Consider the following 11,962-nt stretch of genomic DNA (forward strand, 5'->3'; position numbering starts at 1 on the left):
ATTGAAGCCGCAGAGCGCCGCTTGATCAGCCTCGTCACCCAAATTCCAGCATAGCTCTTCGCGCCCTGCGGGCCATCCCCTGGCGGGCACGACAAAACGGTCGCATATCCTTTGTCGATTGGGCATGGATCGACCTGGAGGCGGTCGAGTGCTTCCAGGTCGAATAGCCTATTGCCCGCCCATCTCCTTCTTGAAAGTGTCGAAATCGACCTGCATGCCGTTGAAGATGGTGCTCCAATGGCGGGTCAGCGCGGCCATCGCCACGGCTTCCTGGATCTCCTCGTCGGTGGCGCCGGCGCGCTTGGCGTCCTGCGTATCCGACCAGATGCAATAGTTGCATGGAATCTGCGCCGCCACTGCAAGCGAGATCAGCGACTTGACCTTTGGCGGCAGCGCCGTCTTGTCGCTGAGTTCGATGGCCTTGACCTCGGCCCAGGCGCCGGGCAGACCGGCCTTGGGAAACTGCTTCACAAAGCTCGGTACGCCGCCCATGGTCGACTGGATATCCTTGAGGGTTGCATCATAGTCGTCGGCATGGGCAGGTGCCGCGACCAGGGCCAGTGCACAGCCGGCGGCAGCGATCAGGCAGCCGTGGTGTATCGATGAAAGCACGGATGAAAGAATGCGATAATTGGACATGACATTCTCCTCTGGTCTTTGTTAGCCTTACGATGTAAGGTGATGCGGAAAATGAACCTTACAGTGTAAGTTGTCAAGCGGCGCAATGGACACGTCAATCAAAAAAAAGCGAGTGCGCGGGCGCCTCTCGCGCGAAATGATCGAGGACGCAGCCTTCGAGGTGATCGAGAAGGAGGGGCTCGCGGGCTTTTCAATGCGCAAGCTGGCGGCGGCACTCGGCTGCGAGGCGATGAGCATCTACCACCATTTTCCATCGGTGGCGCATCTGCACGAAGCGCTGGTCGACCGGCTGATCGGTGCTCTTGAAATGCCCGACGCCGGCCTTCCATGGCGGCAAAGAATGCGCATCGCCATCGAGGATTTTCGCCGTATCGGCCGCGACCATCCTGCCTATGCCACCTTCTTTGTCACCTACAGGATGAACTCGCCGATCTGCCTTGCCTGGCTGAACGGCATTCTGAGCCTGTTCAGGGATGGCGGCTTCGACACCGAACTCAGCGCGCGGCTGTTTCGTGCCGTCGGCTATTACCTGATGGGCGCGGTCCTGGATGAGAATGCGGGCTATGCCAAAGGCCCTTCGGCGGTGAACACGGTCAGCGACGAGCAACTGGCCCGGGATTTTCCCAATGTCATGGCCGCCGGGCGCTTTTTCGGTACCGCCGAATTCGACAAGACATTCGAACTCGGCCTCGACATGCTGCTGGACGAGATGGAACGCCTGCGCGACGGTGCCGACGCTGGCCAGTTGTCCGGCAAGGCGTGAATACGAGGTGAGTGTCTGAATGCGCTTTCTGTTTGTCCTGATCCTGCTCGCCGGCACCGGCGTCAGCCTCATCTACCCCTGGGCGATGACCAATTTTTCCGGCCGCGAAATCGGCACTTGGCGGGTCTATGAGCAAGGCCGCTTCAAGCCGTTGACCGTGTCGCTCTCGGGACGCGACGCGCCGGTTCGGGTGTTGGTCGACCTCACTGCGCGGGCCGAACGCATCGTTTCTCAGCAGCGCACGGTGTTGACGCTCACCGCCGCCACCAATGGCCGCACGGTGCTTGCCTCGACGTTGCAGTTCAACCATGTCGACAATCTGCGCCAGGCCAGCCCGCAGTTGCCCGACAAGATCTTTCGCGACGACGCCGGCGTCATCGCGAGCGTCAATGCCGGTTCATACCTCTTCACCGTCGGTCCGGGCGACGCCGAGGACATACCGATGCGGGCGGTCGACCTTATCCTGCGCTCCGGTGTCGGCGAAACCGACCGGCGTGCGCGGCCGGTTGGCTTCGCCCTGATGGCGGTCGGCTTGATCGGCTTCCTGCTGTCCCGGCGTTCTGACGGCGGCCGGCCGGACAATCCGAACTCGCAACCACCGCCGCCGCGTTGGGGCAGGGGGCCTAAGTGAATTACCGCCACGCCTACCACGCCGGAAATTTCGCCGACGTCGTCAAGCATGTCGTGCTGACGCGTCTGCTCGACTATCTCAAGCAGAAGGACAAGGCTTTTCGCGTCGTCGACACCCATGCCGGCATTGGCCGCTACGATCTGTCGTCGCTCGAGGCGCAGAAGACCGGCGAATGGCAGGGCGGCATCGGCAGGCTGATCGATGCCTCGTTCGACGCCGGGGCGGGCGCGCTGCTGGCGCCCTATCTGGAGGCGGTGCGGTCGGTCAATCCGGGGGACGGCGTAAAGAAATATCCGGGTTCGCCGCTGCTCGCGCGCCATCTCCTGCGCAAGCAGGACCGGTTGTCGGCGATCGAACTGCACCCGAAAGACGCCGCCAGGCTGAAGGCGGAATTCGCTGGCGACTTCCAGGTGCGGGTGATGGAACTCGATGGCTGGCTGGCGCTCGGCGCGCATCTGCCGCCGAAGGAGAAGCGCGGCCTTGTGCTCATCGATCCGCCCTTCGAGGAGGAGGGCGAGTTCGGCCGCCTCGTCGACGGGCTCATAAGGGCGCACAAGCGCTGGCCCGGCGGCATCTACGCGCTGTGGTATCCGATCAAGGACCGCAAGGCGGTGATCGCCTTCAGGAAGGCGCTGAAGCAATCCGGCATCCCGAAGATACTCGACATTGAATTCGAGATCAGACCGGCCTCCTTGGAGCCCAGCCTCGATGGCAGCGGCATGGTGGTGGTGAACCCGCCCTTCACGCTGGAAGGCGAATTGCGAACCGTGTTGCCGGCCCTGCACAAATTGCTTGCCGTGGAAAAGCCGGCGCACTGGTCGCTGGAATGGCTGGCGGGAGAGTAGGCCTCGTCGGGTGGCGCTGCTATGTTCTCGAGGAGGCGTCCGCGAGCGTCGATGGCGTGACGCCGGACAATCGCCTGCTCTCGCGTATCAGATGAGCCTGATCCGAATAGCCGGCTTCGATCGCCAGCACCGCGGTCGAAGCATCGCCAGACGTTTGCCTCAGGCGCCGGTAGCGATGAAAGCGCAGGATGCGGTCGAGCGTCTTTGGGCCATAGCCGAAACTTTCCTCGAAACGGCGGCGCAGCGTCCGCTCGCTCATATGCAAGGTGCGCAGCAGGAACGGCACCAGCGGCTTGTCGACCGGCAGTCCCTGGTCGATAGCGTCAAAGGCAAAACCCATGGCCGCATCGGGTGCGCGGTGGTCTTGCATGTATGCGCCGATTGCCTCCTCCAACTGTCCCACCAGCTTGGTGAGGTCGGGGGTGGCCTGGATGCGGCCTGCCAGATGGCGCGCCTGCGTGCCCCAGAGTTCGCCAAGGTCAAGTCGTTCTCCAACGATTCGGTTGGCCGGCACGCCCAGCCAGCCGGCGGCCGCCCCCGGCCGGAATCTGAAGCCGACAATCGTCGATCCTGACGGCAATGTCTCGATCTGCGGCTCCCGGTCCGGTCCCGCGACCCGGAACCGGCCGTCGATCCACTGCAGGTCGATCGTCGCATCCGGCGTTATCACCACCGGTGGAGCGTCCCGGTCCCGCATGCGGTGAACCCAGACGGACACGAAAGAGGCAGCCAGCCGCCTGTCTGCGGGCCTTTCCTGGAAAGAGCCGGTGGTCTGCGCCAGTACCGCTTCCATCCCTTCAGCTCTCGTCAGTCTGCTCGGCGCTGGGTCTTCTCGCCGGCTCGTCATTCGGGTCCGAAGCCTCGGCCATTTTGGCCGAAATCTTCAATGCCGGCCGCTCCCGCCATGGCAAACCACACCAAGGGTCTTCGGTGCCATTCGCGACCACTTCGGCGCCGAGATCACCGATACCGTGCAAGTCCAGAGTATAGAAAGGAGAAATAAAAATGAAAGCTCGCATCAGTGTCATCACGCTTGGTGTCGATAATCTGGAAGCGTCGCTCGAATTCTACCAAACAGGACTCGGATTTCCGACCGAAGGCATCATCGGCAAGGAGTTCGAGCACGGCGCCGTCGCCTTCTTCGATCTTCAGAACGGCTTGAAGTTCGCGATCTTCGAACGCCCCAACATCGCTCATGACGCCGGCATCGCCCAAACCGGCCGCAGCCCGACCGAATTCACCATCGGTCACAATGTCACGAGCGAGGCCGAGGTCGATGCCGTGATGGCAAAGGCCATCAGCGCCGGCGCGCGCCCCGTCAAACCGGCCCAAAACACGTTCTGGGGCGGCTATGCCGGCTATTTCCAGGATCCGGATGACCATCTCTGGGAAGTCGTGTTCAACCCTGCCTTCCTTCCCGAGGACTGAACGCAGACAGGCATCTGGCAGGAGGTTGGCATGCTCGCTCAAACGGTTCAGGCGCTGGGCGCGCTTCTGATCGGCGGCGTGTTCGTATGGGCCGGCGTCGAACATTTCGTGAAGTTCAAGGCAATGACCGCGTATCTGGCCGCCCGGCAGTTTCCGGCCCCGGCTTTCCTGCTCGCCGCGGGCTCGGCGTTGGAGATCGCCGCCGGCTCCCTGCTTGCCCTGGGCATTGCGGTGGCTGTCGCCGCCGGCGTGCTGGTGGTGTTTACGACGGCGGTGAATATGCTCCTGCTGCGGTTCTGGGCCTGTGAGGGCCTGGAACGGCAGACGTCGCGATCCGCCTTTCTGGTCAATTTCGCCGTTATTGGCGGATTGCTGCTTGCGGCAACCGTCTAGTCTTGTTCTGGAAACCATTGTTTCGGCAACCGCTTGACCGCCGCCAAGCGAATCCGCACAGTGCGCGCAATCGACCTTGAGAGGCTGCCATGACTCGCTTCGCCAAATCCGCACTTGCCGCCCTGATTTCGCTCTGCACCCCGCTTGCCGCGCCTCTCGGTATCACCCAGGCGGCGCAGGCGGCCGACCTTGCCGTCTATTCCGACGACGATGGCGGCGTCTGCGGCCAGCCCTGGGTGCTGAGCAAGATCACCAGCCGCTTCTCCCATCAGGTGCATCACGTGCCGCATCTGCCTGACGTGCAGATCACCGATTTCCGGCGCATCCACCAGCACCGCTATCTGCCGGCCAACGACACCTGGCCGATCGGTCGCCGTTATTGCGGCGCCACCGTCAGCCTCTCCGATGGGCGCGACCGGACCATCTGGTACCTGATCGAGGAAGGCCAGGGCTTTGCCTCGATCGGCGACAATGTCGAGTTCTGCGTTTCGGGCTTCGACCGCTGGATGGTCTATAACGGCCGCTGCCGCGTCCTGCGCTAGGGAATATTGATATTCAGGTGAGGCCGGCCTGCAAACGGTGGTTTCCTGCGCTTCCGGTGCTCACGTACTTCAAGTGCCCTCCGCTCCGGTTCTCGGAAACCACCGTTTTCGACACGGCCTGACCTGAATCTCAACATACCCTAAGCGCTGCCCTCCATTCCCGATTGCTTTGGCGCCTGCGGCTCGATCAGCCGCAGGCGTTTTGTCGTGTTGACAGGAGGCGCGATCCATCGCACAGATATGAGACAGACCTGTCTCATCACACGGCAAACGCCATGACACCGTCAACTCTCTCCGACAAACGCCAGCATGTCGTCGAAACCGCCTATGCGCTGTTCAAACGCGCCGGCTTCCATGCCACCGGGGTCGACCGGATCATCGCCGAGGCCGACGTGGCCAAGATGACGATGTACCGGCACTTCCCAAGCAAGGACGATCTGATCGTCGCGGTGCTCGACTATCGCGCCAGGCGTTTTGATGATCAGCTCGACAAGCTTGCCCAAAAGAGCATCGCGCCGGAGCAGAAGATCGCGGAGATTTTCGACTGGCATCGCCGCTGGTTCCGCAGGCCAGATTTCCACGGCTGCCTGTTCGCGCATGCGCTGGCCGAGTTCGGCGATCCCGGGCATCCGGTGTTCGAGGCTGCCGCCAGGCAGAAGAATGGCCTTCGCCAGCGCATGCGATCGATCCTGTCGGAGGTGATGCCGCGCGGCCGGGCAGAGAACGTGGCGGCAACGCTGTTCATGCTGATCGAAGGGGCGACCCTGATGGCGCAGATGGGGCAGGGGGATACCGCTCTGCGCGAAGCCCGCAAAGCGGCCCTGGACATCATCGCCGCCTCGCGCAGGCCGCAATGAGCCCGCTGGTCATCGGGCTCGCGCTCTTCGCCGCGATCCTGCACGCAAGCTGGAACGCCTTCCTGCGAACCGGCGCCGACAGATTGTGGACAGTCACCGTGATGAGCTTCTCCAGCACGGCGCTGGCCATTCCTCTCGCTATCATGAACGGTTTTCCAGCCACATCGGCCTGGCTCTATATAGCCCTCTCGGCCTGCCTGCAGGTCGGCTACAGCATGTTCCTGGTAGCCGCTTACAGATATGGCGAATTGGGGCAGGTCTATCCGATCGTTCGCGGCAGCGTGCCTCTGCTCGTCACCCTTGGCGGCTTCCTGCTCGTCGGCCAACAGCTCACCGTTCCGGAGACCGTCGGCGTTGCCCTGGTCGGTGGCGGCATCATGGGTCTGTCGCTTGGACGCGGAAGAGCCGCCACGACATCGATCCTCTACGCGCTGGCAACGGGAGCAATCATCGCCGCCTATGCGACGGTCGATGCGATCGGCGTCCATGCGGCGGGCAATGTCGGCGCCTACACCGCCTGGGTGCTGCTCGCCTATGGCGCATTGCTGCCGGCGACCTTCGTTGCTTGCCGCGGCAGGCTTGTTGTCGATCCACGAGCGCCGGAAACCTGGAAGGCTCTGGGCGGCGGCCTGTTCGCGCTTCTCGCTTATGGCGTCGTGGTGGAGGCCTTCGCGCTCGGGCCTGCCGGCCCGATCACCGCGATCCGCGAGACCAGCGTCGTCTTCGCGGCCTTCATCGGACGGCTGTTTCTTGGCGAGACGCTGACGCCCCGCCGCGTCGGCGCCTGCGCCGTCGTCGCGCTCGGCGCCATCTGCCTCGGTTATCAATCGTGACGGCAATCCATGCGCCTACAGGCACGCGCGGTACCGCCATCGACAATGGTCTGCTTGCCATACTCGCCGTTGCCGCGGGGCTGACCGTCGCCAACAATTATTACAACCAGGCGATGCTCGGCCTGCTGGCGCATCAGTTCTCTCTGTCCGCCGGCACGGTTTCGGCGCTTCCCGTCATGACGCAACTCGGCAATGTCGTCGGCATCCTGTTTCTGGCGCCGCTCGGCGACCGGCTCGAACGGCGGTCCCTTATCCTGTCGACGATGGCGGCGCTGGTCGTCGCCCTTGTCGTTGCCGGGCTGGCGCCCGGCTTTTCCTGGCTGGTCGTCGCCGGTATCGGCATTGGTCTGTTCGCCACGGTCACGCAGCAGATCGTGCCGATGGCCGTGCATCTGGCAGCGCCGCATGAGCGCGGCCGTGTGCTTGGCATCGTCACCGGCGGCATTCTCGTCGGCATCCTGCTTGCCCGCACCGTCAGCGGCTTCATCTCGGACATCTGGGGATGGCAGGCCGTCTTCGCGACCGCCGCCGCATTGATGCTTGCCACCGGCGCGGCGCTCGCCTGGCGCCTGCCGCGCGTCGAGCCGGTCACCGATCTGAGTTATGGCAGGTTGCTCGGCTCGCTTTGGACGCTGCTGCGCATGCATCGCGTCTTGCGCCAGGCGATCGTCGTGCAGGCACTGATCTTCGCTGCCTTCATCGGCTTCTGGTCGACGCTCGCTCTGGCCTTTCGACGCAGCCCCCTATCATTTCGGCGCCACGGCGGTGGGGCTGATGGCGCTGGTCGGTGTCGCCGGCGCGCTTACGGCTCCGCTCGCCGGCCGTTTCGCCGATCAGCGCGGGCCTGACGTCATCGTTTCGATCGGCGCTGGCCTGGTGGTCGCCGCCTTCGCCATCTTCGGCCTGTTCCAGGGATCGCTGGCGGCGATGATCGTCGGCGTGCTGATCCTCGATCTCGCGGTGCAGTCTTCGCAGGTCGCCAACCAGGCGCGCATCCATGCCCTCGATCCGACCGCCCGCAGTCGCCTGAACACCATCTTCATGGCGACGATGATTCTCGGCGGCGCCTGCGGCTCGGGTCTCGCGGGACTTGCCTTTTCGGCGTGGGGCTGGAGCGGCACCTGCCTGTTCGGCGCGGCATCCGCCGCGGCCGCGCTGCTGGTGTCGCGAAGGTGCTGAATTTTCCAGGCTATCGCCGGCAGGCAAATCGGCTAATCTGGACACCCGAGAGCAACACGTCACTTTCGGGAACCTCATGGACCTTGCCACCATCCTTGCCTTCGCGGCCGCCTTCTTCGTGTTCGCGGCCAGCCCCGGCCCCGATAACATGACCATCGTCGCCCGCACGATCTCCAGCGGCGCCGCCTCGGGCATCGCCTACGGTGCCGGCACGGTGCTCGGGATCCTTATCTTCCTGATGCTTGCAGCCTTCGGCCTGTCGATCATCGCCGCCAAGATGGCAATCGTCATGACGGTGCTTCGCTATTGCGGAGCAGCCTACCTGATCTGGATGGGTATCAGGCTCTGGACGGCCGTGCCCGTCGTGCCGGAGTTGCAGCCCGTCTCCGGACGGCGCGGGCTGCTGAAGATCTTCGCCACCGGTGTCGCGCTCAATCTCGGCAATCCGAAAATGCCGCTGTTCTATGTGGCGCTGCTTCCCAACGTCGTCGGGGCCTCGCTCACATCAGCGCATCTCGGCATACTGGTCGCGGTGATCGTGGCTGTCGAGATTGTGGTGATCGGCGGGCATGTTCTGCTCGCCGGCCGCGCCCGCAGTCTGTTGCGCACGCCAAGGATCGTGCGCCGGGTCAACCGCGCGGCAGGCGGCGTCATGATCGGCGCCGGCGTTGCCGTGGTCGCCACGCGCTGAGGGAGATCGCTCGGCCGCAGCGCTATTTCCTGCGTTTCGCAGCCTCGGCCTGGTCGATGATCTTGCGAAGAAAAGCAATGTGGCCGCGAAAGGCCCGCCGCCCAATCGTCGTTGCCTTGACGCGGGTCTGCGGCCGTCGCCCGACGAAAAGCTTTTCAACATCGACATAGCCCGCCCTGGCCAGCGTATCGATGTGCGCTCCGAGATTTCCATCGGTCGTTTCGATCATGGCCTTCAACTGGCCGAACTCCAGCGCCTCGCGCCTTTCCAACGTGTTCAGGATGGCCATGATCCTGAGCCGTGTGCCCTGATGGATGATGTCGTCGGCGCTCACCGATGGACCCCACCGCGGCAAAGCCCCGGACTGTCGCCGCTTGGCCCGGCGATCGCGGGCAGCGGTCCCGTCGGTTGCCTTTGTGTGATCGAAATCAAATCGCCAGCTCCTGCCTTGCATAGAATACTCTGCCCTGCAGAGTTATCTGTCAATCAGCAGAAGGCAATGGAAGTGCGCTTGACAAGGTGATCTTCAGATCGGTCGCCGCGTCGCGCTCGTGATCCACACGGATCGTTCGCTTGCCGAAGTTGATCGTTTCGAAGAGGAGGCAGCTTGGGATATTCGCGGTCGAAGATCATGCGTGAGGCTGCTCGCTAATCTTCGCGGCTTCATGGCTGGCTCGCATCGGGAATGCCGGTGTCAAGTTGCTGGCGATATCAGAAGATCAGCAGCGAATTTTTGCGATGATGAGTGCGATCGTGTGTCGATCTCAACCAAAATTTAAACTGAGAAAATCATACCATTGCTTCGCTGGCTAGCGAGCCGCGAGTCAGATATGCATTGCGCGCCGGGGTCATTCACGGCCAACGGCATAACGTGAAGGGGCATGACATGGCTAAGCAGTCATCTAAAGCGCCGGCATCCAAGGCACCGGCAAAGAAAGCACCCGCAAAAGCAGTCGCGGCGAAGGCCGCAACGGCAGTGAAGAAAGCAGCGCCCGCCAAGGCAGCGGCAAAGCCCGCGGCGAAGGCAGCACCGGCCAAGAAGCCTGCAGCGGCCAAGGCTGCGGCGAAGCCGGCAGTGAAGAAGGCAGCGCCCGCCAAGGCAGCGGCAAAGCCCGCCGCCAAGGCAGCACCTGCGAAGAAGCCGGCGGCCAAGGCAGCAGCGAAACCCGCGGCCAAGAAAGCGGCGCCCGCCAAGGCTGCAGCAAAGCCCGCCGCCAAGGCAGCGGCAAAGCCGGCAGCGAAAGCAGCGGCAAAGCCCGCCGCGAAAGCCGCAGCGGCCGCGACGAAGCCGGCGGTGAAGAAAGCCGCCGCGCCGAAGGCCAAGGCAGCGCCTGCGAAGGCGAAGGCTCCGGCCAAGAAGTAGACAGGTCGTTGGGGCGTCGCGTATCCCTTCGGGGTTCGCAAGGACGCTCTGACGCTCTGGATCGAAGCTATCCGGCAGCGGGTTCAGCCTTGATGGCTGAACATCGGGATGGGACCGAGGGGCAAGCAAAGCGAGGCGCCGGTTGGCTGCCTCGCTCGCTCTTTGGATCGTCTCCTTGCCGCGGTCGGTGAAGGCCCGGGCGCGATGCTTGGGTTTCGTGTGATGCGAATGCAGGTTTGAATCCCGTCAACCTGCCGTCGTCGCTAACTTGTGTTTTCAGCGTACCTGTCCGTAGGCTTGTCCGTGATGTCCGGAGCAGAAACCGTAACCGGTTTCTGGCTGCTGTTTTTTCGTGCTCTGGCGGTTGATCGCAAGCGCCTGTCCAGTCAACACTGGGCGCCTGCAAACAGGAAACCGGTCATGCCGAAGCTGCTCTACGCCTCCACCTCTCCCTACAGCTCCAAAGTAAGGATGGCCGCGGCCTATGCCGGGATCGCGATCGATCTGGTGTCGGTCAAGACCGAGGACAAGCCGGCCGAACTGATCGGCGCCAATCCCCTCGGCAAGATCCCCGTGCTGGTGCTCGACGATGGCCGCTCAATCCACGACAGCCGCGCCATTACCCAGCACCTCAACCGCATTTCGAAGAGCGCGTTGTTTCCGCGCAATCCCGACAAGCGGCTGGAAGCCGAAGTGTTGGAGGCGCTGGCCGACGGTATCTGCGATTGCGCGCTGTCGATGGTCTACGAGCGCCGCACCCGGCCTGAGGAGATGGTTTATCAGCCCTGGCTCGACCGCCAGTGGGCGAAGATCACCGCCGCGCTCGATCTGCTCAATGCCAACCCGCCGAAACTGCCGAAGAAGATCACGGCCGGTCAAATGGCGCTGCGCGCCTGCCTCGGCTATCTCTCGCTCCGTTTCGCCGGCAAATGGGAGAAGGGCCGTGGCCGATTGACCCGCTGGGCAGCGCGTTTCGACGAGAAATTTCCGGAGCTGAAGTCGGCGGTACCGGCCTGAGCGGCCGGCAATAAAAAAGCCGGGCGCGAGGCCCGGCTTTTTCGTGTCGTGGCTTGAACGACTTAGAACTTCATGCCGAGGCCGAAGGTGACGCGGTTGTCGGTGGCCTTGACCTTGCCGATACCATCGAAGCTCTTCGAGCCGAAGTCCGTGTAGCGGTACTCGACACGGCCGAAGACATTGTCGGTCAGCTTGATGTCGGTGCCGACGCCGGCGGTCCAGCCGAGCATGGTGGCGCGGTCGCTGGCGTTAAGATCGCTATCTTCCACCTTCAGGCTCTTGCCGGCGAGACCGCCGGTGCCATAGAGCAGGATTTCCGGGGTCACAGCGTAGCCGAGACGGGCACGCAGCGAGCCTTCGAAGCCGCCCTTGGAGTGGATGCCGTTGTCGTCACCCTTGACGCCGTTGTAGCCGAGTTCGGCTTCACCGCCGTACACGAAGTTCTCCTGCTGCCACTGATAGCCGCCGAAGACGCTACCGACGAAACCCTTCGTGCTGGTGTCAAAGCCGGTATCCTTTTCCTTGGTACGGCCGCTAAAGCCGTAGCCAACGTTAAGACCAGCATAGGGGCCGGCCCAGGATGCGACGGGCAGTTCGGCAACCGGTGCGGGTGCCGGGGGCTCTTCCTGGACGACGTCTGCGGCATAGGCAGTACCACCGAGGGCGAAGAGCCCGAGCGCAACGGCCAGCGGCCGTGCGAATTTGAGATTGGCTTGCATTGTTCTTTACTCCTTAAGCCACAGGACACAGGCTTGTTTCTCACGATCGCCATCAACCCGTC

Annotated in this window: 18 protein-coding genes; 13 read left to right on the forward strand and 5 right to left on the reverse strand. The window is 63.2% G+C overall.

The window, feature by feature from the left end:
• Positions 1-168: 168 nt before the first annotated feature.
• Positions 169-639 (reverse strand): carboxymuconolactone decarboxylase family protein, encoded by a 471-nt coding sequence (locus QQK95_RS08525; RefSeq protein WP_284271041.1) that lies wholly within the window; start codon positions 637-639, stop codon positions 169-171.
• A gap of 112 nt (positions 640-751) precedes the next feature.
• On the opposite strand from QQK95_RS08525, the gene QQK95_RS08530 reads away from it, so the two are divergent.
• From QQK95_RS08530 to QQK95_RS08540, 3 genes are read left to right on the forward strand one after another with little or no spacing between them, the layout of a single operon-like run.
• A complete protein-coding gene (locus QQK95_RS08530) occupies positions 752-1,402 on the forward strand; it encodes a TetR/AcrR family transcriptional regulator (RefSeq protein ID WP_284271042.1) in 651 nt (216 codons plus the stop codon).
• A 19-nt stretch (positions 1,403-1,421) separates the two neighbouring features.
• Positions 1,422-2,033 (forward strand): hypothetical protein, encoded by a 612-nt coding sequence (locus QQK95_RS08535; RefSeq protein WP_284271043.1) that lies wholly within the window; start codon positions 1,422-1,424, stop codon positions 2,031-2,033.
• Positions 2,030-2,878 carry a 23S rRNA (adenine(2030)-N(6))-methyltransferase RlmJ gene (locus QQK95_RS08540; protein ID WP_284271044.1) on the forward strand — a complete coding sequence of 283 codons (849 nt, stop codon included), beginning with the start codon at positions 2,030-2,032 and terminating at the stop codon, positions 2,876-2,878. Before QQK95_RS08535 ends, QQK95_RS08540 begins: the two co-directional genes overlap by 4 nt.
• A 19-nt stretch (positions 2,879-2,897) precedes the next feature.
• Here QQK95_RS08540 and QQK95_RS08545 read toward each other — a convergent pair whose 3' ends face one another.
• Together QQK95_RS08545 and QQK95_RS08550 are read right to left on the reverse strand one after the other, a co-directional pair.
• Positions 2,898-3,725 carry an AraC family transcriptional regulator gene (locus QQK95_RS08545; RefSeq protein WP_409371668.1) on the reverse strand — a complete coding sequence of 276 codons (828 nt, stop codon included), beginning with the start codon at positions 3,723-3,725 and terminating at the stop codon, positions 2,898-2,900.
• Entirely contained in the window at positions 3,676-3,897 is a 222-nt protein-coding gene (locus QQK95_RS08550; protein WP_284271046.1) for a hypothetical protein, read from the reverse strand. The genes QQK95_RS08545 and QQK95_RS08550 overlap by 50 nt, the downstream gene beginning before the upstream one ends.
• Here QQK95_RS08550 and QQK95_RS08555 point away from each other — a divergent pair.
• The 8 genes from QQK95_RS08555 to QQK95_RS08590 all read left to right on the forward strand — a co-directional run bounded on the left by QQK95_RS08555 (position 3,884) and on the right by QQK95_RS08590 (position 8,801).
• Positions 3,884-4,306 carry a VOC family protein gene (locus QQK95_RS08555; RefSeq protein ID WP_284271047.1) on the forward strand — a complete coding sequence of 141 codons (423 nt, stop codon included), beginning with the start codon at positions 3,884-3,886 and terminating at the stop codon, positions 4,304-4,306. The two genes, QQK95_RS08550 and QQK95_RS08555, sit on opposite strands and share 14 nt — an antisense overlap.
• A 30-nt stretch (positions 4,307-4,336) precedes the next feature.
• Positions 4,337-4,699 carry a DoxX family protein gene (locus tag QQK95_RS08560; protein WP_284271048.1) on the forward strand — a complete coding sequence of 121 codons (363 nt, stop codon included), beginning with the start codon at positions 4,337-4,339 and terminating at the stop codon, positions 4,697-4,699.
• 89 nt (positions 4,700-4,788) lie between these two features.
• Positions 4,789-5,241, forward strand: a complete 453-nt coding sequence (locus QQK95_RS08565) for a hypothetical protein (protein ID WP_019857300.1) — start codon at positions 4,789-4,791, stop codon at positions 5,239-5,241.
• Between the two features lie 275 nt (positions 5,242-5,516).
• Positions 5,517-6,098 carry a TetR/AcrR family transcriptional regulator gene (locus QQK95_RS08570; RefSeq protein WP_284271049.1) on the forward strand — a complete coding sequence of 194 codons (582 nt, stop codon included), beginning with the start codon at positions 5,517-5,519 and terminating at the stop codon, positions 6,096-6,098.
• Entirely contained in the window at positions 6,095-6,931 is an 837-nt protein-coding gene (locus QQK95_RS08575; protein WP_284271050.1) for a DMT family transporter, read from the forward strand. Before QQK95_RS08570 ends, QQK95_RS08575 begins: the two co-directional genes overlap by 4 nt.
• The gene (locus tag QQK95_RS08580) at positions 6,928-7,779 is read left to right on the forward strand and encodes an MFS transporter (RefSeq protein ID WP_284271051.1); all 852 of its coding nucleotides are present in this window, start codon (positions 6,928-6,930) and stop codon (positions 7,777-7,779) included. Before QQK95_RS08575 ends, QQK95_RS08580 begins: the two co-directional genes overlap by 4 nt.
• Entirely contained in the window at positions 7,706-8,110 is a 405-nt protein-coding gene (locus QQK95_RS08585) for an MFS transporter (protein WP_284271052.1), read from the forward strand. The genes QQK95_RS08580 and QQK95_RS08585 overlap by 74 nt, the downstream gene beginning before the upstream one ends.
• A gap of 76 nt (positions 8,111-8,186) precedes the next feature.
• Complete coding sequence (locus QQK95_RS08590; RefSeq protein ID WP_284271053.1) at positions 8,187-8,801, forward strand: LysE family translocator; 615 nt, start codon at positions 8,187-8,189, stop codon at positions 8,799-8,801.
• Between the two features lie 22 nt (positions 8,802-8,823).
• On the opposite strand, the gene QQK95_RS08595 is transcribed toward QQK95_RS08590, so the two are convergent.
• Positions 8,824-9,135 carry a transcriptional regulator gene (locus QQK95_RS08595; RefSeq protein ID WP_284271054.1) on the reverse strand — a complete coding sequence of 104 codons (312 nt, stop codon included), beginning with the start codon at positions 9,133-9,135 and terminating at the stop codon, positions 8,824-8,826.
• Between the two features lie 642 nt (positions 9,136-9,777).
• On the opposite strand from QQK95_RS08595, the gene QQK95_RS08600 reads away from it, so the two are divergent.
• Positions 9,778-10,164: a hypothetical protein gene (locus QQK95_RS08600; protein ID WP_176478091.1), complete on the forward strand. Its 387-nt coding sequence runs from the start codon at positions 9,778-9,780 to the stop codon at positions 10,162-10,164.
• A 420-nt stretch (positions 10,165-10,584) separates the two neighbouring features.
• Positions 10,585-11,181 (forward strand): glutathione S-transferase, encoded by a 597-nt coding sequence (locus tag QQK95_RS08605; RefSeq protein ID WP_284271055.1) that lies wholly within the window; start codon positions 10,585-10,587, stop codon positions 11,179-11,181.
• A 62-nt stretch (positions 11,182-11,243) separates the two neighbouring features.
• Here QQK95_RS08605 and QQK95_RS08610 read toward each other — a convergent pair whose 3' ends face one another.
• Entirely contained in the window at positions 11,244-11,900 is a 657-nt protein-coding gene (locus tag QQK95_RS08610) for an outer membrane protein (protein ID WP_284271056.1), read from the reverse strand.
• Between the last annotated feature and the right edge of the window lie 62 nt (positions 11,901-11,962).

Origin of the sequence: Mesorhizobium huakuii, assembly GCF_030160235.1 — a bacterium.
GTDB classification, from domain to species: Bacteria; Pseudomonadota; Alphaproteobacteria; order Rhizobiales; family Rhizobiaceae; genus Mesorhizobium; species Mesorhizobium huakuii.

What these genes read in the sequence shown, in the direction of transcription:
- QQK95_RS08525 (WP_284271041.1), bottom strand. Translation starts at nt 639, where the DNA reads ATGTCCAATTATCGCATTCTTTCATCCGTGCTTTCATCGATACACCAC.
- QQK95_RS08535 (WP_284271043.1), top strand. Translation starts at nt 1,422, where the DNA reads ATGCGCTTTCTGTTTGTCCTGATCCTGCTCGCCGGCACCGGCGTCAGC.
- QQK95_RS08545 (WP_409371668.1), bottom strand. Translation starts at nt 3,725, where the DNA reads ATGACGAGCCGGCGAGAAGACCCAGCGCCGAGCAGACTGACGAGAGCT.
- QQK95_RS08555 (WP_284271047.1), top strand. Translation starts at nt 3,884, where the DNA reads ATGAAAGCTCGCATCAGTGTCATCACGCTTGGTGTCGATAATCTGGAA.
- QQK95_RS08550 (WP_284271046.1), bottom strand. Translation starts at nt 3,897, where the DNA reads ATGCGAGCTTTCATTTTTATTTCTCCTTTCTATACTCTGGACTTGCAC.
- QQK95_RS08560 (WP_284271048.1), top strand. Translation starts at nt 4,337, where the DNA reads ATGCTCGCTCAAACGGTTCAGGCGCTGGGCGCGCTTCTGATCGGCGGC.
- QQK95_RS08565 (WP_019857300.1), top strand. Translation starts at nt 4,789, where the DNA reads ATGACTCGCTTCGCCAAATCCGCACTTGCCGCCCTGATTTCGCTCTGC.
- QQK95_RS08570 (WP_284271049.1), top strand. Translation starts at nt 5,517, where the DNA reads ATGACACCGTCAACTCTCTCCGACAAACGCCAGCATGTCGTCGAAACC.
- QQK95_RS08575 (WP_284271050.1), top strand. Translation starts at nt 6,095, where the DNA reads ATGAGCCCGCTGGTCATCGGGCTCGCGCTCTTCGCCGCGATCCTGCAC.
- QQK95_RS08585 (WP_284271052.1), top strand. Translation starts at nt 7,706, where the DNA reads ATGGCGCTGGTCGGTGTCGCCGGCGCGCTTACGGCTCCGCTCGCCGGC.
- QQK95_RS08590 (WP_284271053.1), top strand. Translation starts at nt 8,187, where the DNA reads ATGGACCTTGCCACCATCCTTGCCTTCGCGGCCGCCTTCTTCGTGTTC.
- QQK95_RS08605 (WP_284271055.1), top strand. Translation starts at nt 10,585, where the DNA reads ATGCCGAAGCTGCTCTACGCCTCCACCTCTCCCTACAGCTCCAAAGTA.
- QQK95_RS08610 (WP_284271056.1), bottom strand. Translation starts at nt 11,900, where the DNA reads ATGCAAGCCAATCTCAAATTCGCACGGCCGCTGGCCGTTGCGCTCGGG.